Here is a 26,602-nt window from a genome sequence, read left to right on the forward strand (position 1 = left end):
AACAAAGATTTGGCAGCCGTGATTATTGACACGACAGTTCAGCCAAAGCATACAAAACATCCACATGATTGTCATCTAATGGAAAAAGGGCTCGGTTTCAGATAGTTGAGGCTTTGCAATGCTCTAGTTATATCGGTCATTGTTGCACATTTAACTTCTCCACAAAAATTTATTTGCTACGCAAATAAATTTTTGGCGAATGGACCAAATAACAGAACACTTTAACTTCGTCTTTTTAGAAAATTTAAGCGTGCTCTATCTTCTTGCATTTCCAGGGTCATTATCTTGCTCGTCACCACCAGCATTTCCTCTATTATTATTGGAATTTTGTTCCGCTGCTCCTTGTGCATCTCGTGACTGATTACTACTAGCGTTATCCTGATTATCTTGCGGCTGACCTTGCTGCGATGCATGGTGCATGTTGTCTGGGCCGCTATCATCCCTGTCATTAAACCTATCATCAATTGGACGTCTTCCAAATTCTCTTCTTTCATATCCTAGTTTGTCGTCGATCTTGTCAACAATCGACTCACCCATTCCATAAATACCACTAATAGCATCAATACCAGTGCGAGTAACGCTTCCTTTTCTATCGAGCAACATCCCTATAGGATTCAACGCACGCACTTTTGCACCAAGCCCAGCAAGCGGAGATTGATTATATGACCTAATCATATTGTCATACATTGATATTAGAGGAGTTCTGACAGCATTACTAAGCATATCAGCAAATGATGGCAGGCTTTCTATAAAAGATTTAAACAAGAAACAAACCACTAAGAAAGCAAAGAAGTTTATAGCATTTATGGAGTCCAAAACCTGAGTATCTGATTGTGGATACCAAAACTTCAACTCGAAAATCGTAAGCCATAACAACTTAAGTTCCCAAACGGTTTGCCAGCAAACTTCATATCCAAGAAGAGATGTGATTTGATTTACTATGAGGGCCATCATCATAGCTATACTGGCTGAGACTAATAAATATAATATAGCTACAGCTATGCAATTCTTAAGCCATGCATCAAAGAGGCTTGATGTAATCTTAAACAGCATCATAATTAAGAATATTGGAGCTGCAACTAGCAATAAAGCAAACTGCATTATGGCAAGCAGATAAAGAACAACAGACTTAAATATGGCCCACAAGATTAAAAATATGCATATGTATATGCAAGGTATCCAATAAAGCTGCCATTTATAAAAAAGCAGAGCAGCTATCTTTATATGTATTGGCGGCATTGTTAGCATTTTAAGAAGGCTGTCATATACTGCAAGAGGTGTTGCGTCTTTGGGCAAAATGTAATTAGGAATTCCCTCATCGTTAAATAGCGAAGCTTTTATTATCATAATACCAATAGATTCTGCGCCTTCAGTAAAATACGTGAATAGGTACTTGTTAAAAAATTCCCAGCTTCCTTCTGATATTAATGTGGCAACAAGGCCTATTTTCACAATCCTAATTATCAATTCTGATTGATTCATTTTCAAAACACCGAGCATAAACCCAATTGAAGAGGAGGTGATATATAATAGCAGTAACGCTCTTACTATGTTGATGAAGTTGCTGTCAGTGGTTATGGATTGATATATACGATCTGTAACACGCAAAATTGTATCTTGGAAAAATTTTATTGTTGTTTCTATAAAGCCACGCTCACTATAAACACCGCTCAATATATTGATTTCATAAGAACCAGTATTATCTTGATAATATCTGTCTAAGATTTTAAAGAATAGACGTCCTTCAAGCACAGCTGGGCTACCGTCTGGATTTGTATCAGGCACGCAATTCGAATTTATGTCACAATATTGAGTTTGTGAGATTTCAAAATGGTATTCGTATTTATTTTTCTGTTCTGGCGCTCCACTATCTATGTCAGGTCTTCTTATGTCACCTTTTTTTAAAGGTGTGACATTAAAAGTTCTAAAATATGTTTGTGGCAAAGATGTTGCATTCTCAATTTTATTAGGATCTTGATATACACCGTCTTTTAATATTGCAATAAGACCATATAATCCATATCCATCAGCTACAATGCATGGTGCATTGTCTATGCTGTCATCAACTATTTCACCACTAGGCAGACAAACTGCATCGTGAGGTTTTGCAGGATCGCAGTTTAAGTATTTACAAGAACCTCCTCCCATACCCCACGGATTCCAAGATCCAGTAATGGCTGCAAGCAAATTACCACCATTATCCAATGTGTTCCCAGAAGCATAAAGTTCAGTGTCGATCCATGGAGCAATTTGAGCTTTTTTTGGTTGGGTTCGGAGTAATTTGGTTGGTCCAGAATTCCCTTCATCAGGGTTTGCACGTATTTTAAAGACGCCACCTAATCCAAAATCATTAGCAGCTATGCAGACACTGGAATCATCAGCTAAAGCTTCTGCATAACAAATAACAATGAGAAAAAGTAGTTGCACTACTATACGAGGAAACAATCTCACAGGCATATTTATATATCTTATTAAAAACGAACTGTTAAATATGAACTTAGAGTTTAAAACATTAACGAAAAAATGAACATTTATCAAAGACACATTGTAGTAACTCTAAGAATGATATAGAGACTCAATTGGTATTTTAGTATCTAGAAGCTACGAATATATAACAAACAATCTCACATTCATCTATATTCTAGTATTACACTTGTAACGAATATTAACTTATTCGCGTTATATGATCACAAAGCCAATAGAAAATCTATATCAAGTAATAACCACAAGCTTTAGAAATTAAGTGCGTAAGAGTCTGCTATAGTCTTGTTAACCAAATCATTGTGAAGACATTAGACCTCTTGCATAACCTGTTCCAAACTGTGATTTGATTGTCACTAAAACATAAAAACACTCACGTGGATCATTGTTTGGTGACGTTTTGCAAAAATCTACTCCATAAGAATTTCTACCTCAGAATGAGGTTATGCAAGAGGTCTATTTTTGACCTAATGTTTCATATTACTTCGTTAATTTCTTTGCAAATAATCAGGCGCAGCAATTAACTTGTGCTCTAGAAAATCATGCTATCAAAATCTTCGTACATGCACTTATGTTATCAGTGTTATAAGCGCCATAACAGCAACATGCTAAATTTTAAAATCGCTTTAGGCTGGAAAGTCCACTCTATATTATTAAAACTTAAGTGAAATCATAGTACACGTAAAGCAACAATTAAAAGTTAACTCATATTTAATTAACAGTGACGATAAAATCAGAGCTAGCACTTTTGCTATATGCTTCCGAAATTCATAGTAAATTTTTCAAATTAGCTGCTATCAATTACTACCGGCTAAAGCGCGGTAGTTTGTGTAACGCTTGCAAAGCAGATTAAAAGCGTAAACGCTAAAATTCTGATATTCTAAAATCATCTTTTTTGTGATGTTCCTCATGCTGTTCTATATATTTTTGCGCTTCTTCTGAATTCACATTGCCAACTGTCACAACAAAATACCCTCTGGCCCAAAGATGTTGTCCCCAATACCGCTTACGGAGCAGTGCAAATTCCTGTAGCAACTTACGACTACTTATACCTTTAATATATTGCACAGCTTTAGATATTGATATACTAGGCGGAACCAATGCTAATATATGTACGTGATCAGGACTCATACTGCCACTAATTATATTTATGTAATTAGCAGCACATATTTCTCGGATTACTTCCCTAGTTCTAATCGCAACTTGCCCAGTTAAAACTCTATACCTATACTTAGTACAAAATACTATATGATACTTTAGGTCATATAGGCTGTGGGATCATCTCCTATATTCCATTCGTCCTCCCTTAGCACATTTCCTAGATAACTAATACTAAAGTGTTCGCCTAAAGGCGAGGGTCTTAACCATATCACATATAACTACATAAAAGTGTGTTAGTGCATTTGATAAATAGTGCAATTTAACGTATTTCTTTGCAAAATTTGTTAAAGCTCTATATTTCTATACAGCAATATAGCATAAGTGACTAAGATACTGACAAAAGTTAGGAATTAAGATATAAAAAGTGAGTATGAAATAAAAAGCATAAAATTATGGCAAGAGCATATCCAATAGAACTTAGGGTAAGAGTAATAGAAGCATTAGAAAATGGTGCAAGAATCACTAAAGTGAGTAAACTATTTAGAGTGAGTCGTGATACTATCTATAAGTGGAAAATTCTGCAAGATAAGCACGGTTCTTTGAAAGCAGCAAGTGGTTATCAAAAAGGTCACAGTCATAAGATCAAAAATCTAGAAGATTTTAAAGAATTTTTTGAATTAAATATTGCTATGACATCAAAAGAACTAGCAAAGAAGTGGTGTAATATATCACCTACAACGATCTTACAGGCGATAAAAAAACTTGGTTATAGCTATAAAAAAAACTCATCTTCATCCGAAAAGAGATATTCCGTTAAGACATGAATTTATTGAAAAGATAAAAACCATCACAAGAGATAAAATAGTATATCTTGATGAATCTGGAATAGAAGATAATGCTTGTAAAGGATATGGTTGTAGTATTTTAGGAGAAAGGTGCTATGGGGAAAAGGTGTATCAACATAAAACTAGAATAAGTATGATAGCTGGTCTTTGTAATTGTAATCTTATTGCTCCCGTAATATTTGAGGGTAATTGCAATAAAGAGGTCTTTGAAGCTTATATTAGGGAGATGTTAATTAAAGAATTAAAACCTGGACAAACTGTTGTTATGGATAACATTAACTTCCATAAGAATCCTAAAGTGAAAGAGTTAATTGAATCTGTGGGTTGTTACATATTATTTTTACCAACTTACTCTCCTGATTTAAATCCTATAGAGCATTACTGGTTTAAGATAAAAAATGAAATTAGAAAAACTATAGATTTATTTGATACTCTTTATGATGCTGTTTTTAATACAATTAAATTGTCAGCACCTTAGTCACTTATGCTATATCTTAAAGCATGTAGTTGCGATATACTCTCTTAAGAAGAATATATAAAGCATATATCTGTCTTTAAAATATCTCCATAATATAGACGAAAAGAATGTAATGTGATAATCCTTCTACATGGTAAAATTTTATAAAATGAACGAACTTGAATAAGAAGATATTATTAAAATCTGCTATAGTGTCAAAGATCGCTGAACAAAATCAGAAGGTTAGTGATGATGCAATCCGAAAGGCAGTTGATGTGTTTTTTGACTCTTTAATTGCAGCGCTAGTATCTGGTGATAGGGTAGAACTTCGAAAATTTTGTTCATTATCTGTCAAAGTGAGAGGCGAGAAGGTGGTAAGGAACCCAAGAACTGGGAGTTATATGCTCTCGGAACCAAAGGGTTCTGTGCAAGTACGCCTAAGCAAAGAGGTGAAGGTTGTATTGAACAGAGGCACAGTTTCAGGCAGTGAAAGTGATATAAAGCATGATAGCAGTGCTATATCAAAAAAGTAGCAGCAAAATTAATAAAAGAGAAATGAGAGATTGTATTTCGTACTTGCGCAAGAGGCAAGTAAGCTGCTCATCAGCGTTAATCATTTGTATAGTATATCACACTCTGATAAATGAGGAGTTATTGTGTGTTGATTTGAGTGACTTATAAAATATTAGGACAAGCATGAAAATAGCATTTTTGATGATCATAAATATCTATAGGATACTGATTTCACCAGTATTACCAAAGGCTTGTAGATTCTATCCAAGTTGTTCAGAATATGCAGTGTCTGCTTTAAAAAAATATAATTCATCAAAAGCAATGCATATGATTGCTGTTAGGATAATAAGATGTAGTAGCTTTTCTAAGGGTGGTATTGACTATCCTTAAAGTGTTGCGCAGTTTCTTCTGAATAGCAGAGATTTATTAGATGTATATCTTTAAGATAAAATTATGATCTGTAATCAACTTGTAGTATAATTATATGCTTATTGAATATAACTATAAGTTTAAATTACAATATGCATACAATGGATATCATCATCGTTATTGCTTATCTCACGTTATGTTTATTGATTGGTTTATATAAGTCACAATCAATTAAAACATTAAAAGAATATGCCTTAGGCAAAAACTACTTTCCTGATATTGTCATTATTACTACTTTGTTTGCTACCGATATAAGTGCTGGCACTGTAATTGGTAACATTGGAAAAGTTTACACCCTTGGAGTATTTTTTATAGTTATACGCTTTATATCTCCCTTGTTCTGGCTAATTATGGCAAAGGTATATGGATAAAACGTAGATCAATTTTTAGGTCTAATGTCAATAAGTGACATAATGGAAACGCTATATGGCAAGGTAGGAAGATGGGTTACTAACATTGCTTCTATATTTATTTCTATAGGATTTGTCGCAATACAAATTGCAGCTATTGGACATATAACAAATCACTTTTTTGGTATTGGATATCATAAAAGCGTTGCAATTGCAGCTCTGATACTCGCTCTATATTAGGCATAAGAGCTGTTGCTCTTACTGACGTCTTCCAATTTGCAGTTATTATGATTGCTATACCAATAGCTTGCTCTTTCGCATATCATGATGTTGGTGGTTACAGGGGTATAGTGAGCGGTTTACCTCAAGATATGTTAAAGCTAGATTTAAATACAGAAAATATTTGGCTATTTTTAAGCTTAATTTTTTATAGCTTATTACCTACAAATGGTGGTCCTTACATACAGAGATTTTTAATCTGTAAAAATTCCAAGCAGCTGGTGAAGTGCATGAAGATTCTCACTCTTATTTATTTACCTTTCACTCTAATAATATGCTTAATGGGTTTAATTATTAGAGTAAAAGCTCCAGATATAGATCCGGATCAAGCGTTTATTTATGTAGTTATATGTGATATGGTTAACACCCTCGCCTTTAGGCGAACACTTTAGTATTAGTTATCTAGGAAATGTGCTAAGGGAGGACGAATGGAATATAGGAGATGATCCCACAGCCTATATGAACTAAAGTATCATATAGTATTTTTGAGAGTTTTCACAATTAGATAGAAGTATGATATGATCACTTTTTTAAAAACTAAAGAGTGGTTTTATGGTTTGTTGTAAGGGATGTTGCTCTGATATCTTTGTAAAGAATGGCATTGTGAGGGGGTGTACAGCGTTATAAGTGCAGATCATGTTCTAAATTTTGTTGAGGGCGATCTGGGCAAGAAGCCTCAAACAGCTGTTAAGAAAGCATTATGCGTTATGCTATATAGTCTTGGTAGGGGCTCTTTTTCTATGTTAGGCAAGATATTAGGGCATTCGCCGTCCATAATTTATCGCTGGGTAGTAGAGGCGATGGGCAAGACTCAGGAGCCAGTTGTCTCTTCGGATATTATGGAGATGGAATTCGACGAGATGTGGCATTTTATTGGTTCAAAAAAACAAGCTTTGGATCATTAAGGCAGTTGATCGTAGTACAAGGAGAACAGTTGCCTGGGTTACAGGCAATCGTGATACTGCAACATTCCAAAAGCTCTACAAAAAGTGAGTCATCTGAAAGAATGTCATTTTTATACGGATGATTGGGATGCTTTTTCTAAAATTTTACCCAAAGAGCGTCATACAATTGGAAAGTCTGGCACAGTATGTATCGAGAGAGATAATAGCAACACGCGACATCATTTATGCCGAATGACACGGCGCACTAAAATCGTTTCTAAAAAAGAGTCAATGGTATACGAATCCATCAAGCTTTGGTGCGCTCTTACTATTACACAAATATTCAAACAATATCAAGAACAGCTCTTATCTATCTTTATGTGAAAACTCTCGTATTTTGTACTAAGTATAGGTATAGAGTTTTAACTGGGCAAGTTGCGATTAGAACTAGGGAAGTAATCCGAGAAATATGTGCTGCTAATTACATAAATATAATTAGTGGCAGTATGAGTCCTGATCACGTACATATATTAGCATTGGTTCCGCCTAGTATATCAATATCTAAAGCTGTGCAATATATTAAAGGTATAAGTAGTCGTAAGTTGCTACAGGAATTTGCACTGCTCCGTAAGCGGTATTGGGGGACAACATCTTTGGGCCAGAGGGTATTTTGTTGTGACAGTTGGCAATGTGAATTCAGAAGAAGTGCAAAAATATATAGAACAGCATGAGGAACATCACAAAAAAGATGATTTTAGAATATCAGAGTTTTAGCGTTTACGCTTTTAATCTGCTTTGCAAGCGTTACACAAACTACCGCGCTTTAGCAGGTAGTAATTGATTTTACTTCAAATTATTTATCTATTGGAATAAAGGGATTAATTATAGCGGGATTACTTGCTATTATGATGTCAACAGCTGATTCTTGGCTCAACACTTCTAGTGTGCTCATTGCTCATGATATCATAGGCAAGATTATACCTTTAATTAACAAGCAAGCCTTGTTAATGGCCAGAACATTCACGTTTTTATTATGTGCATTTGCTATTGAATTAGCAATGTATAAAAAAGCATTAATAGAAATAGAGTGGTTAGCTTGCAGTTTTTATGACCCTTTGGTTATTGTGCCTTTAACTGCAGGATTTCTAAAATTTAGAACTAATAGTAAGTCATTTATAGCGGCACTAATAATAGGTGTATCATTTACTGCTATTAGCGGATATAAAGTAGGAGATTTAGGGACCATTAGCCTAATGTGTGGTATGATAGGAAGTGCTATAGGTTTGTTTGGAATGCATTATTTTCAAGTATATAATGGTACTCTAAATATAGCTAAAGCAGCATAAAAAAAGTCATGCTAAGTTTTGTCTTTTTGATAAATTTGAAGTCAGCTTTTCGCCTGAAATAGCAGTTAGTACGCGCGCCAAAAGTCTCAGAAGCTGTATAAAATAGTGTTTAAAGTTGGAAAATAGTATTTTAAATCCGTAAGGAAATATTATAATAAGTGCAAAAAACTTACGGATTTTTATAGCAAGCATCACATTCACATTTTTTGAATATGCTATTGTCATTTGAAAAGCGCTTGAGTACTTTTTCAAGAGTGGACAAGCCGTATAAATCATTAGATGGCTTCTTCTCAAGCGTGCTAATCTAACTCAAATAACCATATATTTTGCTCAGCTTTACTGCATCTATATTTTCACTTTCAATACTTCAAGGCTTATAGGCTGAGTAACAATACTTAGAGTATGGATATTTAGAGTACCGAGATATACTTGTAAGTAATGCATACCAAATAAGCCTATAGCGCTACCAATCATACCGCACATTAAGCTTATAGTCGCAAAATCTCCTATTATATATCCGCTAATAGAAGTTGATAATATAGCTAATATTGCAGCCGCTATAAATGACTTACTATTAGTTCTAAATTTTAGAAAGCCCACAGATAATGGTATTGTCATCAGAGGTCCCCAAAAATTAGCAGTTATAAACTGTATTTCTATTAATCCATTTTGATTAAGAGCTAAAAAGGCAGCAAAAATACTTATAAGGAATGTAAATATTCTAGCAACTAGTAAAGCTTGCCTTTCATTTAGCAGTATTACTTCACGTATCATATCATGAGTAAAAAGAACGCTTGTAGTATTGAGCCAAGAATCAGCTGTTGACATTATGACAGCAAGTAAACCAACTATAATTAAACCTTTAAATCCAACAGCAATGTGATCTATAATAAAATGAATAAATACAATATGAGGCTCTATATCTGGCTCTTTTATTTTTAAAATAAGCCCTATCATACATATAATGATTGCAAAAAAGAAACTTATTACAGCAGCAACATTCAAACAATAAGTAAGTTGAATAGAATCTCTAGACATAAAAAATCTTTGTACAAAAACACCTGTTGGTCTAGGTAATATAGAACAAATTATTAGACTCCAAAAAGAGAAAGCGTTATCTCTATTTATATCGAGAGTTATCATCTCATCAGGTAAAGAATTCACTATACCTCTGTATCCACCTACGTCATGATATGCGAAAGAGAATGCAACAGGTAATGCTACTATAATAACAGCAAACTGAAATACATCAGTAAAAGCAATAGCTCTTATTCCACCAAGAGAGGAATATAGAGCAAGTATGAGAACTGTAATTATTACACTTTGATGATATGCGGTACCAAAACAGTAATTTGCTATATGACCCATAGCAGCAGCTTGCATTGCGACAACTCCTATAGATGCAAGCATAGATGTAGTATTAGTAACCCATCTACCTATCTTACCGTAAAGCAGTGCCATTATGTCGCTGACTGAAATACAGCCACGAAACTGGTCTATATTTTCGCCACATATCTTAGCCATAATCAGCCAGAATAAGGGAGAGAAAAGTCGTACCACAATAAAAAATATACCAAGAGTATAAACTTTTTCTATACCACCAAGGACGCTAGCAGCATTAAGATTTGTAACAAATAAAGTGGTGATAATAACAGTATTAGAAAAGTAACCTCTACCTATAGCATACTCTCTTATTATTTTTATTGACTTAAATTTATATAGAGCAACAAATATGCATAGTACAAGATAAATAAGAACTATGATAACATCTATTATATGCATTTCTCCCACTCCTGATTTCCTAATTCACTCCACACTGTTTGGCAAATGTTTGTACTATTTGCTTGTTTTCATCTTTAACTAAAAAGTTTAGTGATTATATGTGTGGTTTTACCTTAGCAAGATATATATACTTTAGATAATCTATAAGGACTCAGCCATAGGTGCAAAATACAACTCGATCATATTCTTTTCACAATACTTTAAAGAGAAATAAATATCTATTCATAAGCAATAGATTAACTTAACTAGCTAATGTTTTAAAATATCCTTGTTTAGTTCAATCTATAACTTTCTGATCCTTTGTTATAAAAGCACCGATAATCTCCCTGATAGCAGCTATAATTAAACAGCCTACTGAATCTAATTGAAATCTTCCAGATAGCACTATACTTTCGGTTATTATATTTTTATGCAATATTGAACACAGTAAAACTTTCTATTTCTTCTATATTATTTAAGAAATCTGCTCTTCTTTCATATATGTTAACTCTATTCTTATAAATAAGAATAGCTATTGCCAATAAAGTTATTGAAGAAATATAAAGAGTATTTGAATTCTAAGCTTAAGTAATGATACCTTTAATTGCTTCCATAAAATTATGGGTAGTAAATAAGCTCCAAACTAATAATAAGCATTAAGTATAATTTTTTCATTCGTAGCATATCATTTTATATCTGATAAATCCATTGCATTCATTTGCAATTTCTGCTTTTCTCCTTATAAGAACAAAAATAGAAGTTTCACGGCTCTTTAGATAAAAGGTACTGTATTGTAGCATGATGTTTTTTAAGATGCTCTGTTCTTATATCTATTATCTGCAAAATTTTCAAACATATTCATGATCCAATAGATACAATTTCCCTTTGTATTTGCTAATATGCGTCTTATGCTATAAGCTTGCACCAGTATTAAAGAAACAATAGCAAAACTTGGTAATTTGTTTGATCCCTTGAAGTAATGGTTTGAATTAATGATAAAATATTGAGGATAATCTATCCACTGTTTTAATATAAATTGCCAAGGAGTATTGCCTTTAATGGCTTTAAGTCGTTTTGCAAAGTTATAAGCCATCAGATAAGCATTCAAGTGTACTTTAAGCTGATCATGCGTCGCATGATAGAAAACATTTACAGTCGCATCTTTAAGAGTTCTATCCATGCGCTCTAATTGTCCGTTAGTCCATAGATGCTTTACCTTAGTCTTTCTATGCTCTATTATGATTTTCCCTGCAAACATGCTCAAATATATGAGTAAAAGCATGTTTATGATGATCGTGATTAGTAAATTGAATACCAATATCATCACAAGTATTTCCGAATCCTTCCTTTGCCACAATACTTGATCAACACATCCCTTTCTTGCTCAAATACAAAATAAATATTACCTCTATTTACTAAATTTGTGTTATATTCCGACCAGTTGTGTATCTTGTGTTTATCTGCCATTGAAATACCAACTTTGTTAGCTACTTAGCTGATCTATTTAGCAGATAAACTCAAGATATGTACTATGCATTATACAACAATCCCTTTTGTTTGTTTTTAAATGATTCTTATATCATTTTTTGGATTGTTGCACTTCGTTTTAGAATTCAAGGGATGGACTATATAGTCGCCTGTGTTATAACTCTAAGAAGCATAGGATTTATCTTGGTTATAAGCAATTAGTCTGTCCGTTAAAATATTACCTTCATTCAACCTCTTGCTGATAAAAATCCTCAACTGAAAAACCAATGTGATCTACTAAGCACATCTCTTCATCATTACCATTACTCTTAGCAAAAAAATCATAGCTAAGATGACCAAAAGCACTATGCAAAAACCAACCAAGCTCCGCATATGCAGCGTCTGATTTTAAAGCCCAATCATCTCTTAAGTACTCTTCATATAATGAATATAAGTTAGAAAGTGCACTATATGCGCTGTAACTAGCAACAAAAATGTTGTAAATTAGTACAATTTGTGATGCTCCAAAACATGCTGCAGCATAATGCAATCCCACATAAGCAACCGTTACTAGAGCATATTGAAGCACTTTATTATACTCACCAAGATAACCAGAATAAATAATATCAGCCATGTTAACAACATTAGAATACCAATTAAAGCCGCTAAACATTGTATATAAATGAGCAGATTCAATTATCACTTTTCTAGCATTGCTTGCAGTCGGTTCTTGCGCAAACCTTATAGAATTTATAGTAACATCTAATGCTTTAAACCCAATAGACATATCATGAAGCGTCTCCAGAATGGTATGAGTGTCAGCAATATTTTGTTCTATAAATTCTTCTTCGCGAAACAAAGCTATAGTGCTTTGTTTTTGATATGTTTCTGGTAAATCTATCACTTTAAAGTCAATAGACCTCTTGCATAACCTCATTCTGAGGTAGAAATTCTTATAGAGTAGATTTTTGCAAAACGTCACCAAACAATGATCCACGTGAGTGTTTTTATGTTTTAGTGACAATCAAATCACAGTTTGGAACAGGTTATGCAAGAGGTCTAATGCCATAAACAACTTCTGCTGCGCTTAGAGTTTCATCAATAACTAAAGAGTGGTTTTATGGTTTGTTGTAAGGGATGTTGCTCTGATATCTTTGTAAAGAATGGCATTGTGAGGGGGTGTACAGCGTTATAAGTGCAGATCATGTTCTAAATTTTGTTGAGGGCGATCTGGGCAAGAAGCCTCAAACAGCTGTTAAGAAAGCATTATGCGTTATGCTATATAGTCTTGGTAATGGCTCTTTTTCTATGTTATGCAAGATATTATGGCATTCGCCGTCCATAATTTATCGCTGGGTAGTAGAGGCGATGGGCAAGACTCAGGAGCCAGTTGTCTCTTCGGATATTATGGAGATGGAATTCGACGAGATGTGGCATTTTATTGGTTTAAAAAAAACAAGCTTTGGATCATTAAGGCAGTTGATCGTAGTACAAGGAGAACAGTTGCCTGGGTTACAGGCAATCGTGATACTGCAACATTCCAAAAGCTCTACAACAAAGTGAGTCATCTGAAAGAATGTCATTTTATACGGATGATTGGGAGGCTTTTTCTAAAATTTTACCCAAAGAGCGTCATACAATTGGAAAGTCTGGCACAGTATGTATCGAGAGAGATAATAGCAACACGCGACATCATTTATGCCGAATGACACGGCGCACTAAAATCGTTTCTAAAAAAGAGTCAAGGGTATACTGATCCATCAAGCTTTGGTGCGCTCTTACTATTACACAAATATTCAAACAATATCAAGAACAGCTCTTATCTATCTTTATGTGAAAACTCTCTAAAATTCAATATGGAAGCAATTATGCGTTACAAACTGGAGATTTGCAGAACCCTAATAAGATCATATATATCTCTAACAAATAAAGAGCTGATATTTATTATGCATGACACTGCCTACAAAGTACACGCGCACAGATTTTAAGAAATGACTTTATCAACCGTGCAACATATGAAGTTATATACTCGTCATACTTCAAAAAGAGCTACAAAACACAAATTGCCAATCATAAAATGAACTAGCAACTCGCATAAAATAAGGAGCCTTGTGACAACACAAATTTTAAAAAGTATGATGAGTATATATATAATAAATAAAGAGTTGGTTTTAACTATGCGTATATAAGAAATTAGACTATAATCTTTGTTTATCTCCGCAGCGCAAAGTTATCTCAATTCTCACAGAATTTTAATCTTCCAACTCAGTGATAAGCTAGGCAAAATCTATAACTACGCTCATGCAATAACAACATGTTAAAATTCAATAAAACTATGATATATCGATATATTAGAACACATCTATTGCAACACGCACTGATGTGGCCCCATTAACAAAAGTGCTTATATAAGGATTTTTAGAACATGATTTTTTAGAGTACAAGTTCATTGCTGCATCTAATACTTTTACATATTTGTAAAGAAATTAACGAAGTAATATAGAAAACTAGGCGAAAAAGACTTATACAATAGCTTGGTCACCATATATGGAAAAGTATACAGGCACAATAACGCTTTGCATTACTTAACAAACCACTTTTAAATAAACTCAAACACAAATCTATTGAAGGTTAAGATGAAAGATTTACATACAATACTCGCAAGCACTTACAGCCTTTACCTAAAGACGCAAGTTTGTCATTGGAATATATCAGGACCACACTTCCATTCACTACATCAATTATTTCAAGAGCAATATGAAACCATGCAATCTAGAATAGACGGCATAGCTGAGCTTATAGTAATGCGAAATCAAAGCATAAATGCCTCATTCACAGAGTTTGATAAGAATAGTATGATAAAGTCCGGTATTGAGATATCTGCAAATTGGCAATCTATGCTAAAACATCTGCTAGAGGATAATAAAATTCTCTCTGATTTAATCAGAGCAATTATAGCAGATTCTGAAAAAATATCGGATTTTGTAGCGGCAGATTTTTTCACATCACAACTTGCTGAACATGAAAAAAATATATGGATGCTAGATGCAATTCTTTCTTAAATAATAGCTATTAAAACTATATCGCAGGTAAATGAAGAGTGGGTATTTTATTATACACATACGAAGTTAGACTTCAAAAAGAGCTATGAAGAACTAAGGGAGCATGTGTATAGTCAATACATAACAAGCGATCTTTTTATTGCGCCAATTTCAAAAAGTCTATCCGTCAAAAATTGATCTCCTGCGCAAATAAATTTTTGGAGGATGGAGTAATTGCCGCACCTAATGCTTTTATATATTGACAAAGAAATGAATGACGCAATATGAAATGTTAGGCCAAAAAGGCCTGAATAATGACTTTGCCGGCAGTGCCTATGCACGATTATGTAGTACGCGCGATGGAGTATATACAAAATGTATATTGAGCAAGCTAAATTCAAAAATTAGTATAATGCTATAGATTGATAAAAATAGATAAGAGCTGTTCTTGATATTGTTTGAATATTTGTGTAATAGTAAGAGCGCACCAAAGCTTGATGGATCCGTATACCATTGACTCTTTTTTAGAAACGATTTTAGTGCGCCGTGTCATTCGGCATAAATGATGTCGCGTGTTGCTATTATCTCTCTCGATACATACTGTGCCAGACTTTCCAATTGTATGACGCTCTTTGGGTAAAATTTTAGAAAAAGCCTCCCAATCATCCGTATAAAAATGACATTCTTTCAGATTACTCACTTTGTTGTAGAGCTTTTGGAATGTTGCAGTATCACGATTGCCTGTAACCCAGGCAACTGTTCTCCTTGTACTACGATCAACTGCCTTAATGATCCAAAGCTTGTTTTTTTTGAACCAATAAAATGCCACATCTCGTCGAATTCCATCTCCATAATATCCGAAGAGACAACTGGCTCCTGAGTCTTGCCCATCGCCTCTACTACCCAGCGATAAATTATGGACGGCGAATGCCATAATATCTTGCATAACATAGAAAAAGAGCCATTACCAAGACTATATAGCATAACGCATAATGCTTTCTTAACAGCTGTTTGAGGCTTCTTGCCCAGATCGCCCTCAACAAAATTTAGAACATGATCTGCACTTATAACGCTGTACACCCCTCACAATGCCATTCTTTACAAAGATATCAGAGCAACATCCATTACAACAAACCATAAAACCACTCTTTAGTTTTTAAAAAAGTGATCATATCATACTTCTATCTAATTGTGAAAACTCTCGAATTTTTATATCCTGCGCGCCGTACACCTCGTTTTTCATCCACATGATATGTTCTAACAATCATATTGATGTTAGAATCAATTGCTGACTTCAGATGCTTAGATGCTTTAAACTTCATTAGACCTCTTGCATAACCTCATTCTGAGGTAGAAATTCTTATAGAGTAGATTTTTGCAAAACGTCACCAAACAATGATTCACGTGAGTGTTTTTATGTTTTAGTGACAATCAAATCACAGTTTGGAACAGGTTATGCAAGAGGTCTATTACTCTTTTTTCAGGTACCAATACTTCTTTACCAGTTTTGGGGTTATACACCATTCTTGCTTTTCTTTTATGCACATAAAATGAACCAAATGATTTAATACGTACAGTGCAATCATCTGCCGCTAGAGATTCTATGATAAAATCTATCACAGCATCCACTATATACTCAGCTTGAAATACATGCAGCCCAACTCGTTTTTTAATCTGACGTGTCAAATATTCCCTATTCACTGCCATGAGTTATAGCATAAGTGACTAAGGTGCTGACAATTTAATTGTATTAAAAACAGCATCATAAAGAGTATCAAATAAATCTATAGTTTTTCTAATTTCATTTTTTATCTTAAACCAGTAATGCTCTATAGGATTTAAATCAGGAGAGTAAGTTGGTAAAAATAATATGTAACAACCCACAGATTCAATTAACTCTTTCACTTTAGGATTCTTATGGAAGTTAATGTTATCCATAACAACAGTTTGTCCAGGTTTTAATTCTTTAATTAACATCTCCCTAATATAAGCTTCAAAGACCTCTTTATTGCAATTACCCTCAAATATTACGGGAGCAATAAGATTACAATTACAAAGACCAGCTATCATACTTATTCTAGTTTTATGTTGATACACCTTTTCCCCATAGCACCTTTCTCCTAAAATACTACAACCATATTCTTTACAAGCATTATCTTCTATTCCAGATTCATCAAGATATACTATTTTATCTCTTGTGATGGTTTTTATCTTTTCAATAAATTCATGTCTTAACGGAATATCTCTTTTCGGATGAAGATGAGTTTTTTTTATAGCTATAACCAAGTTTTTTTATCGCCTGTAAGATCGTTGTAGGTGATATATTACACCACTTCTTTGCTAGTTCTTTTGATGTCATAGCAATATTTAATTCAAAAAATTCTTTAAAATCTTCTAGATTTTTGATCTTATGACTGTGACCTTTTTGATAACCACTTGCTGCTTTCAAAGAACCGTGCTTATCTTGCAGAATTTTCCACTTATAGATAGTATCACGACTCACTCTAAATAGTTTACTCACTTTAGTGATTCTTGCACCATTTTCTAATGCTTCTATTACTCTTACCCTAAGTTCTATTGGATATGCTCTTGCCATAATTTTATGCTTTTTATTTCATACTCACTTTTTATATCTTAATTCCTAACTTTTGTCAGTATCTTAGTCACTTATGCTATACCTTCCTACATCCATTTAGAAAATTCATCGAACAACCCTCTTGGCTAATTTAACATATATTGTATTCGCACTACACCGAAAGGCTTCCAAAATAAAATATAAAGGTAAGATATTGTTGCTCATCTCAAAAATAAGAAAACAAAAATCCAATGATTTTCCAACATAACACAATACCAATATATAGCATGACTTATTATTATCTCATATATACAAATAAACATCAAAAGATTTATATTTTTATATAAATCATTACTTTATATAAAAATATAAATCATCTTTGAGTTGTATCGCTATCTCAGCGCTGCATCACTTTTCATATGGCTCTACCTACATAAATGCTCGAGTGATGATTTTGAAATCATGATTTTTTAGAGTATAATAATTTCTACCTCAAATACTTCACATACCTACAAAGAAATTAACGAAGCAATATGGTATATTAGATAAAAAATGTTTACAAAATGACTTGGTTAACAGAGTTATGATAAAATATATTTTAAACAAAACATTCCGAGACAGAAGAATAAAAATCACAACTTATGATAGATTTACGCAAACTTCTATAAATTATAGATATTCATAATAACTCAAAAAGTACTTTACTTTACACAGAATCAAATATAGATTCTCGTTGTCATATAGGAGTGTAGCTCAATTGGTAGAGTTCCGGTCTCCAAAACCGGCGGTTGGAGGTTCGAGTCCTCTCGCTCCTGCCAATTCATTTTATGTAAAATTAGTTTCTTTTTGCATTTTCAAGAATACTCGTAGGAGATTGTGAGTGGCCACAGCCTTAATAACTGGCGGCGCAAGGAGAATAGGAAGATTCCTGACGCTTTATCTTATAAAGAATGGTTGGAATGTTATTGTGCATTACAATCAATCGCATTCTGAAGCATCATCTATCCACTCTTCGCTTTCTGAAGAAGAAAAAGGCAGAATAGAACTGGCGCGCCTTGATTTTTCAGCAGCTTCTTGTAATTTTCCCGCGCTATTTCACGCAACAAAAGAACCAATCAGCCTTCTGATTAATAACGCCTCTGTATTCAAAAATGACTCTATTTATTCTTTAAACTTTGATGAGGTAAGCTCTTGTCTTGCTACGAACCTGACAGCTCCTATTATACTGACATCATTGTTCGCAAGACAAAATTTCCCTAAAAATGTTAACCTAAACATAATAAATATGTTAGATTGCAATGCATACTCTTCAGCGAACAATTTTTGCACGTATAGGCTAACAAAATTAGCGCTTACAGATTTTACCAAAACGTCAGCTAGACAGCTTGCACCAAAAATCAGAGTGAATGGCATAGCAGTTGGATATGCACTAAAAAGCGAACAACAGAGTCAAAAAAATTTTGAAAATGAAATTAAAAAATCTATACTAGGCAGACAAGTTCAATGCGATGAGATTGCTAGCACTTTAGATTTTATAATAAAAACACCTTCAATTACTGGTCAGATAATATCTCTTGGTATTTAAAGTTATGATTTCCGGATACTATTTAGTTATAAAATCTATTCATATTATTGCAGTAATATGCTGGATGGTTGGCTTGCTATATCTACCAAGGCTCTTTGTGTATCATGCCAATACAAGAGTAGGCTCTGAAACAGATATGATATTTAGAACCATGGAAAGACGCCTTTTTATGTATATAATGACCCCTAGCATGATTTTATCACTACTCCTTGGAATTGCCTTGATTTATATAATTGGATTTAAGAGCGGCATATGGCTCCATATAAAGCTGTTTTTCGTATTCATTCTACTTGCATTTCATCACATAATGTGGCGCTTTGCAAAACGGTTTGCACTTGGTGCTAATAATAGAACACCAAGATTTTTTAAAGTAGCAAATGAAATACCATCTCTACTTATGATTTTCATAGTTCTTCTTGCGGTATTAAAGCCGTTTTAGGCCATATGTAGCTATAACAAAGTATGTCTCACACTATATTTGCACTTTCTACCATATTCGGCAAATCTGGAGTCGCAGTGATAAGAATCTCAGGGCCAGATGCTAAACTAACATATAGCAAGCTAGGAGGAAAGGATGAGCTAATTAATCGAAGAGCAACATTGAGTCGCCTGTTTTCAGTAGATAAAAGTCATATAATAGATGATGCAATAGCAATTTTTTTTCAAAGTCCCGCAAGTTTCACTGGTGAGGATGTTTTAGAACTCCATGTGCACGGCAGCATAGCTGTGATCAATGACTTGATAAAAGAATTACACAAATTAGATTTTTTGCGCCTTGCAGAACCAGGGGAATTCACCAAAAGAGCATTTTATAACTCTAAATTCGACCTCACAAAAGCAGAAGCACTAGCAGACTTGTTAGACGCACAAACAGAGTTACAAAAATCCATTTCAATACGCAACCTCTCTGGAGAACTTGAAAATTTATATGATTCATGGAGATCATCACTAATTGATATACTCGTTACTTTAGAGGCATTGATAGACTTTCCTGAAGATGATATACCAGATAAATTGCTGAATAATGTTAATGCTGAGGTTTTAAGATTAAAGTCAGAGATTGCTAGATACATCAAGACAAACCAGAATAACACCTCATTAAATGATGGAATTAGAGTGACAATCATTGGGCCGCCTAATGCCGGAAAATCCACTTTACTTAATATTTTTTCTCAAAGAGACGCTGCTATCGTATCTGATATAGCAGGAACCACGCGCGATATTATAGAAAGTAAAGTTGACATAGGAGGCTTTCCAATTGTTTTTGCAGATACAGCGGGAGTCAGGGAAACCATAGATCCTTTGGAACAAGAAGGAATAAAAAGAGCTAAAAAATCATTATTAAATTCAGATGTAGCAATTTTTGTATTTGATGCAAGTTGCGAATCTAATTTATCATACTCAGCAGAACTAATCAGAGATTTCTCAATATCAAGAGATGATATATCAAGTTCCATAATTTGCCTTTTAAATAAGTCAGATCTTAAACCACCAGCACAAGAAGTTAAAAACGCAATCTTGAATCTTGGTATTCCAGAATGCACTATGATTCCAATCTCACTAATAGATCAAAGCACTGCATTTGATTCCATTACAGAAAAATTATTGCTATTGATTAAAGCTAAGTACCATATATCAGCTACAGAACCTGTGATCACAAAGCTAAGACATATCCACACATTAAATGATTGCGTTTCACATCTTAACTTATTCTCTTTAGAAAAACACTTGGAAATTGCAGCTCAAGACGTAAGATTAGCTGCAGACGCTCTTGGCAGATTAACAGGAAAAGTTAATGTCGAAGAGCTGTTAGACCGCATTTTTAGTAACTTTTGTATAGGAAAATAAACATTGAAACACAAAACATTATTCGTTTTTGATATCGAAACTATACCTGATTTGGTTGCTGCATCAAATTTAATATCAGATGAAGCAGATGCTGATAATTCCGAGACCAGCAGAGATTTTTTAACAAAAAAACTTAAAGAGTATCACCTGGATATTACTCAAGGAAAAAACTCATTCTTAAGACAGCCATTTCATAAAGTAGTTGCAATAAGTTTTTTAGAAGCAGATATAGAATATCAAGATGATTTTGAATACTATAAAATAAAAGATTTAAGATCAGGAGGAAATGTAGAATCTAGTGAAAAAGATCTTATCACGGGATTGTTTCAATATTTGAGGAAGATACATCCAAGATTTGTGAGCTTCAACGGCAAAACTTTTGATATGCCTGTTTTGAAATATCGAGCAATGCTTTATAACATATCACTAGATTGGTTCTATAAGTCAGGCGATAAATGGAATAACTACAGCAGTAGATATTCACTAGACTGGCATTGTGACTTGCTAGAAGCATTTTCAGATTTTGGAAGCTCAGCAAGAGTGAGGATGAATGAAGTATGTGCAATGCTGGGCTTGCCAGGCAAAATGGAGATTGATGGCGGCATGGTTGAGCAGATGTACTATGAAGGCAAAATTCAAGAAATCAGAGACTACTGTGAATTAGACGTATTGAATACATATATACTATATTTGCGCTATGCGCACCATATTGGCAAAATGAAACGAGACGGATATATGAAATCTATCTCAGAAATCATATCTTTCTTAACATCAGGTAATAAAGAACATTACAACATATTTCTGGAAAAATGGTTAAGCGGAGCGAGAGAAGAGGAATTTGAGTTATAAAAATAACTTGTATAAATTGATTCATTCAATATTAAACTGCATTCATTTATATGATACTAAAGTGTGCACCTTTTTAAATAGAACCGCATATTATATGCAATAATGTAAATCGATTATTTCTAATTTTGCACACTATATATTGCAATTTTAGTTAAAATGATGCAGTTACTCACTAACGGAGTTATTGGATTCATTAATAATACAATCTGTTTAATTTCAACTACGATGTAGAAGCATGACAAAAAATATACCAAATATATTGACACTACTGCGCATTTGCATGATACCAATTCTTATAATGTCATTTTATTTACAAGATAACTTTGCTCATTATATGGCGGCTGGAATATTCATATTTGCTAGCATAACAGATTATTTTGATGGATTTTTAGCAAGACTTTGGAGCACACAATCACGCTTTGGAGCAGTTTTAGATCCAACTGCTGACAAAATGCTTGTTGCTTCTGCCCTGCTTATGCTGGTACACTTCGATAAGGTAGATGTTTTCCCTGCTATTGCTATATTATGTAGGGAGATATTGGTTTCTGGCCTTAGGGAACATCTAGCAGAAACAAAAGTTAGCATACCAGTAAGTAATATAGCAAAAATCAAGACTGTAATACAAATGATAGCCATCACAGTGTTATTGCTCGGCGAAGAGTGCACAGGAATACCTTATACTGATGCAATCGGGCAATTTTTGATATGGATTGCAGCCATATTGACACTCGCTACAGGTTATGTTTATCTAAGGGAAGGATTAAAACATTTATAAGTATGTATAGAGCACCACAGATTGCCGTAAAACTATGTGGGCTGAGCAATCGAGATAGTATATTATCTGCCGTACAGAATGGCGCTGACTATATAGGTTGCCATTTTGATCCCGCATCCGTAAATTGCATCACCCCAATTGCAGCAAGGGAAATGCTCATGGATATGCCACTTTTAAGTGTAAAAAAGGTAGCAGTTGTAAATAAAGTAACAAATTTACTGCTTAACAATATTATTTCATTATTTCATCCAGATTATATACAGTTTAATGGCTTTGAATCACCTGACATGCTCAAAATTATCAAGTCACAGTTCAATTGCAAAATAATCAAGACATTTCATGTACAAAACTTTTATGATTTTGAGAAGACGATACCATATGACGACGTAGTTGATATGTTTCTGTTCAAACGATCAAACCAATTTGAAGAATTTACGGATTGGAACATCTTTCAAAAAATAGATACAGACAAACCATGGATATTATCTGGTGACATTTCTAGGTATAATTTTCACTATATAGTTAGAGAAACAAGCGCTAAGATATTAGATGTAGAAAGCGGAATTGAATCTATTCCAGGAAGACAAGACCCGATACTAATCAAAAGTGTTATAGAGTCAATACACAGTTATTTTTAATATTTATTATCCGCGCTTTCGTTTTAAAAAAATATAAAATGCACCACTTCCTCCATGATGCTGGGCTGCATGGCTGAAATACAGTATTTTATCTTTCATAGACTTTATATTGACCCATTCTTGTATCATGCCATTAATTGTATCATTTTTTATTAAATCACATCTTTTTGCCCTACCCTTTCCTGTGATTACAAGAAGCAGTCTTTGTCCGTTTAAATATGCTGCAGTAACAAATTGTTCAAACATATAAAATGCAGATTCTATAGTATATCCATGCAAATCAATTGAAGAATCTATGTTGCACTTTCCTGATGATATGCTTCTAATTTTTTTATGAGAAAGGCATGAATTATGCGCAATAAGTAATTTGTCTCTATACTCTTCTAATAATCTGGCTGTTTTCAAAGTATGAGTAAGGTGTAATTTCTCAACCTTCTTGACATTTAGATTCATCTTATTAGACACTTCTTGTCTAAGGCACGATTTTTCTTTATATTGTTTTTCCTTTAATTCTTTAAGAGAATAGATATTATTATCATATAATGCTATGTCATTAGACCCTTTATAAGATTCTTCAATCGAAGAGTGGTTTATATCTTCCTGATATAATTTTATTGAAGATTTTTTAATTAAGTGACTCTTACTCTCCTTAATTTCTTTATCCTCTAAGAGCTTTAACCACTCCAATATATCTTTTTTTGGGATATCTTTAGACATAAAAGCTATAAAAAGTGATATTTTTTTTCTTATAATACAAGAAGTCACAGCAATTTTTTGATATAAGATAACCTAGGCACTGCCGACAAAGTGCTATACCATTTTGCTACTTTTAGTAGTGGGTTGCAATATATCTACTTTGCAAAAATCGTTGAATTTTATATTTCAAAAACTTTAGGAATTGGCAAATCGCATTAATAACATTATTCTGCTCAGGATATAGCTATCAATATACAAGCTCATCTAACCAGATGCTTACCATATCTTTACTAATTGTGTCAATTATGCAGCATAGGTGATCTTGACTCGCAAGTAGAAACGTTGTATAATTTGCCTCTGGTATATTGCAATCCAACACTTTATAATTATTTTGTAACTTTGAAATTTTATGGCTAATCACAGATCCGCAATTAAGGCTCATCGCGCTTCGTTAAAAAGATCAAAAAGAAATACACAGAGAGTCAGTAGAATTAAGACTTTTACTAAGAAGTTAGAAGCTGCTATTGCAAAAAATGACGTCACTGATTTAAGGGCAATGCTTGGCACAGTCGAATCTGAAATCATGCGTGGCGTGAAGTTTGGTGTCTTGAAGCTAAATGCAGCCTCTAGAAAAGTTAGCCAACTCACAAAAAAAATCAAAGCTCTAGAAAGCGTTTAATTTTATATTAACACGATTTTGTGCGCTTAGTAGTAGCAAACTGGAAAATGAATTGTGACAAGGCCAGCGCTTCCCGCCTTGTCTCCGCTGTTATGGAAGCATTCACAGGTAACATTACATGTGGTATTGGTGGAGTAGAAGTTGTTTTTTGTCCACCGTATGTGTATCTTGGCACTGTCTCTGCCATGATCAATAACTCATCTTCATATCAAAGCAGCTGTACCTCCATACATCCTCCTCTTCCTTATGATAACTCAGTGGTCACCATTGAAAATCTAGGTTCCATAGAAGCTGCTTGTAACATCACAAATTATTCTTCTGAATTATCGCTAAAGTTTACACTTGGAGCACAGGACGTTTCTGAATATTGCGAATACGGCCCACATACAGGGCAGGTAAATTCGCGTATGCTCTTTGATCTTGGCTGTAAATATTCAATAGTTGGACACTCAGAGTGCAGGATAGCAAAACCCGAATCTAACTTATCGATCTCAAAAAAAGTATGTTCATTGCTAAAGAGCAAAGTGACCCCTATAATATGTGTTGGTGAATCCACACAACAGAGAAATAGCGGAACTTATATAAATGAAATTCTAGAGCAACTTCATGGCTCAATTCATCTGTTGGATACAGAAAGTATCAGCGATGTGATAATCGCATACGAACCACTATGGTCTATTGGTTCTGGCAACATTCCAACTCCAAGTGATATCAATGAAGTAGCAACCGTTATAAAAAATCACTATACAGGAATAAAATTTTTATATGGCGGCTCTGTTAATTCCTCAAACATTAGCATGCTCAGCAGTATTAATAGTATAGACGGAATTCTTGTTGGAAACGCAAGTCTTGATGCACGTGAATTCACAAAAATTATCCGCGCAGTTTCTTACAAAGAAAAATAGCTTAAACTGCAAAAGTCCAAGCTATTACTTGTAAATTTATGAAATGTGATACTTGGAAATCTCTATCACTAGCATTGGTTTTGTCGCAATAAGTTAATAAATGCGACGAACAAATCTATATCTTGTCTATCCGCCAAAAATTTATTTGCTATGCAAATAAATTATTAACGAACGGACTATAAAATTTAACTCATTCTAAATGCTAAACCTCAACAAGTTCTATTCCGTCTATGTGCTTCATTTTCTCTAAATACTCTTTTGTCACAAATATTTGCTTCTGATGTGTAAAGTATATTGTAAACGTTTTATCTGAAATTTGATCAGTACCCTCAGAGAATTTTAGTTTTGCTATGATATTGATTTGTACTCCAGATTCGCAAATCTCATTTGCTATCTTATCTATTACTTCTATTTTCGATACATAAACGTTAAAAAAAGAGTTAACTTTTGATAAATAATCGTCAAGATCATGTATTTTTTCGATAATTATTTTAACTCCTGCGGCATCCTTTCTAGTTTCAACTTCGCAAAATACAGCATGCCCCTCAGCAATTAGATCTGCATTTTCATATAGAATCTGTTCATTAAATATAGAAACATCTATCATTCCGTTTGGATCTGAGAGTTGCAGAAATGCAAACTTACCTCTAGGAGTGGAACGTATTTTCTTATTGATAACAATCCCCGCTATGTTCATTTTGGCAGCGTTCTTATCAGCTAAGTGCTCGATTAAATCTGAAGTTATTACCTTTGCTTTTTGTAGTTTGACTTTGTGCTCAGACAGTGGATGCGACGATAGATAAAACCCCAGCGCTTCAAATTCCATCTTTGAACCTTCTTTCTGATCCCAATCTTGGCATAGTTGTAATTCCGGCCTGAGGCAATATTGCTTGCCGTCTTGAGCAAAAAGATCTATTTGTGAAGAAGAGTTGTTGTGGTAGAAATTTAAATATTTTATTAATGTATCAACATTTGAGAAAATCTGCTTTTTATTATCCGCTATAGAGTTTAATGCTCCAGCTTTCGCAAGATTTTCTATAGCTCTTTTGTTAATAGCGTTATGTGAGCATCTCTCAAGTACATCAAAAATGTCGGTAA

19 protein-coding genes and 3 pseudogenes are annotated in these 26,602 nt (G+C 33.8%); 12 read left to right on the top strand and 10 right to left on the bottom strand.

Annotated features, from left to right (window positions below):
• Positions 1-255: 255 nt before the first annotated feature.
• Positions 256-2,538, bottom strand: a complete 2,283-nt coding sequence (locus tag AACK98_RS03200; protein ID WP_339042257.1) for a type IV secretion system protein — start codon at positions 2,536-2,538, stop codon at positions 256-258.
• Between the two features lie 807 nt (positions 2,539-3,345).
• Positions 3,346-3,747: pseudogene (gene tnpA / locus AACK98_RS03205) on the bottom strand (IS200/IS605 family transposase); the annotation flags it as partial.
• 287 nt (positions 3,748-4,034) lie between these two features.
• Here tnpA (AACK98_RS03205) and AACK98_RS03210 point away from each other — a divergent pair.
• The 9 genes and pseudogenes from AACK98_RS03210 to AACK98_RS03245 all read left to right on the top strand — a co-directional run bounded on the left by AACK98_RS03210 (position 4,035) and on the right by AACK98_RS03245 (position 8,685).
• Positions 4,035-4,905, top strand: a protein-coding gene (locus AACK98_RS03210; RefSeq protein WP_339040258.1) for an IS630 family transposase whose coding sequence is annotated in 2 segments (ribosomal slippage) — positions 4,035-4,358 and positions 4,360-4,905 — 870 coding nt in all. Because the reading frame shifts where the segments join, the coding sequence is not laid out codon by codon here.
• A gap of 158 nt (positions 4,906-5,063) precedes the next feature.
• On the top strand, positions 5,064-5,417 hold the full coding sequence (locus AACK98_RS03215; RefSeq protein ID WP_339042259.1) for an HU family DNA-binding protein: 354 nt from the start codon (positions 5,064-5,066) through the stop codon (positions 5,415-5,417).
• A gap of 181 nt (positions 5,418-5,598) precedes the next feature.
• Positions 5,599-5,787, top strand: a complete 189-nt coding sequence (gene yidD / locus AACK98_RS08090; RefSeq protein ID WP_410520013.1) for a membrane protein insertion efficiency factor YidD — start codon at positions 5,599-5,601, stop codon at positions 5,785-5,787.
• 101 nt (positions 5,788-5,888) lie between these two features.
• On the top strand, positions 5,889-6,197 hold the full coding sequence (locus AACK98_RS03220) for a hypothetical protein (RefSeq protein WP_339042261.1): 309 nt from the start codon (positions 5,889-5,891) through the stop codon (positions 6,195-6,197).
• Positions 6,198-7,066: 869 nt separating this feature from the next.
• Positions 7,067-7,360: a hypothetical protein gene (locus AACK98_RS03225; protein ID WP_339042263.1), complete on the top strand. Its 294-nt coding sequence runs from the start codon at positions 7,067-7,069 to the stop codon at positions 7,358-7,360.
• Positions 7,318-7,482, top strand: a complete 165-nt coding sequence (locus AACK98_RS03230) for a hypothetical protein (RefSeq protein ID WP_339040402.1) — start codon at positions 7,318-7,320, stop codon at positions 7,480-7,482. The genes AACK98_RS03225 and AACK98_RS03230 overlap by 43 nt, the downstream gene beginning before the upstream one ends.
• The gene (locus AACK98_RS03235) at positions 7,445-7,723 is read left to right on the top strand and encodes an IS1 family transposase (RefSeq protein ID WP_339040433.1); all 279 of its coding nucleotides are present in this window, start codon (positions 7,445-7,447) and stop codon (positions 7,721-7,723) included. The genes AACK98_RS03230 and AACK98_RS03235 overlap by 38 nt, the downstream gene beginning before the upstream one ends.
• Positions 7,720-8,113 (top strand): annotated as a pseudogene (gene tnpA / locus AACK98_RS03240) (IS200/IS605 family transposase). The gene AACK98_RS03235 and the pseudogene tnpA (AACK98_RS03240) overlap by 4 nt, the downstream one beginning before the upstream one ends.
• A 134-nt stretch (positions 8,114-8,247) precedes the next feature.
• Positions 8,248-8,685, top strand: coding sequence for a hypothetical protein (locus AACK98_RS03245; protein ID WP_339042265.1), 438 nt, complete (start codon positions 8,248-8,250; stop codon positions 8,683-8,685).
• 6 nt (positions 8,686-8,691) lie between these two features.
• On the opposite strand, the gene AACK98_RS03250 is transcribed toward AACK98_RS03245, so the two are convergent.
• The 4 genes and pseudogenes from AACK98_RS03250 to AACK98_RS03265 form a co-directional block, all read right to left on the bottom strand.
• Complete coding sequence (locus tag AACK98_RS03250; protein ID WP_339042267.1) at positions 8,692-8,910, bottom strand: hypothetical protein; 219 nt, start codon at positions 8,908-8,910, stop codon at positions 8,692-8,694.
• Between the two features lie 120 nt (positions 8,911-9,030).
• A complete protein-coding gene (locus AACK98_RS03255) occupies positions 9,031-10,467 on the bottom strand; it encodes a sodium:solute symporter family protein (protein ID WP_339042269.1) in 1,437 nt (478 codons plus the stop codon).
• A 1,032-nt stretch (positions 10,468-11,499) separates the two neighbouring features.
• A pseudogene (locus tag AACK98_RS08095) lies at positions 11,500-11,768 on the bottom strand (IS481 family transposase); the annotation flags it as partial.
• 389 nt (positions 11,769-12,157) lie between these two features.
• Entirely contained in the window at positions 12,158-12,850 is a 693-nt protein-coding gene (locus tag AACK98_RS03265; RefSeq protein WP_339042273.1) for a hypothetical protein, read from the bottom strand.
• A 242-nt stretch (positions 12,851-13,092) separates the two neighbouring features.
• Between AACK98_RS03265 and AACK98_RS03270 the strand changes: the two genes are divergently transcribed.
• The 3 genes from AACK98_RS03270 (at position 13,093) to AACK98_RS03280 (ending at position 14,975) form a co-directional block, all read left to right on the top strand.
• Positions 13,093-13,476, top strand: coding sequence for a hypothetical protein (locus AACK98_RS03270; RefSeq protein ID WP_339042274.1), 384 nt, complete (start codon positions 13,093-13,095; stop codon positions 13,474-13,476).
• Positions 13,477-13,489: 13 nt separating this feature from the next.
• Positions 13,490-13,669, top strand: coding sequence for an IS1 family transposase (locus tag AACK98_RS03275; protein WP_339042276.1), 180 nt, complete (start codon positions 13,490-13,492; stop codon positions 13,667-13,669).
• Positions 13,670-14,549: 880 nt separating this feature from the next.
• Positions 14,550-14,975, top strand: coding sequence for a DNA starvation/stationary phase protection protein (locus tag AACK98_RS03280; RefSeq protein ID WP_339042278.1), 426 nt, complete (start codon positions 14,550-14,552; stop codon positions 14,973-14,975).
• A 394-nt stretch (positions 14,976-15,369) separates the two neighbouring features.
• Here AACK98_RS03280 and AACK98_RS03285 read toward each other — a convergent pair whose 3' ends face one another.
• The 4 genes from AACK98_RS03285 to AACK98_RS03300 all read right to left on the bottom strand — a co-directional run bounded on the left by AACK98_RS03285 (position 15,370) and on the right by AACK98_RS03300 (position 17,550).
• Complete coding sequence (locus AACK98_RS03285) at positions 15,370-15,747, bottom strand: IS1 family transposase (protein ID WP_339042557.1); 378 nt, start codon at positions 15,745-15,747, stop codon at positions 15,370-15,372.
• Complete coding sequence (locus AACK98_RS03290) at positions 15,651-16,034, bottom strand: hypothetical protein (protein WP_339040670.1); 384 nt, start codon at positions 16,032-16,034, stop codon at positions 15,651-15,653. Before AACK98_RS03290 ends, AACK98_RS03285 begins: the two co-directional genes overlap by 97 nt.
• 351 nt (positions 16,035-16,385) lie before the next feature.
• On the bottom strand, positions 16,386-16,655 hold the full coding sequence (locus tag AACK98_RS03295; RefSeq protein ID WP_339042280.1) for an HU family DNA-binding protein: 270 nt from the start codon (positions 16,653-16,655) through the stop codon (positions 16,386-16,388).
• Positions 16,656-16,679: 24 nt separating this feature from the next.
• A protein-coding gene (locus AACK98_RS03300; RefSeq protein WP_339041283.1) for an IS630 family transposase occupies positions 16,680-17,550 on the bottom strand; the annotation gives its coding sequence in 2 pieces (ribosomal slippage) (positions 16,680-17,225 and positions 17,227-17,550; 870 coding nt in all).
• Between the last annotated feature and the right edge of the window lie 9,052 nt (positions 17,551-26,602).

This window comes from Candidatus Lariskella endosymbiont of Hedychridium roseum (assembly GCF_964020185.1).
Lineage (GTDB): Bacteria > Pseudomonadota > Alphaproteobacteria > Rickettsiales > Midichloriaceae > Lariskella.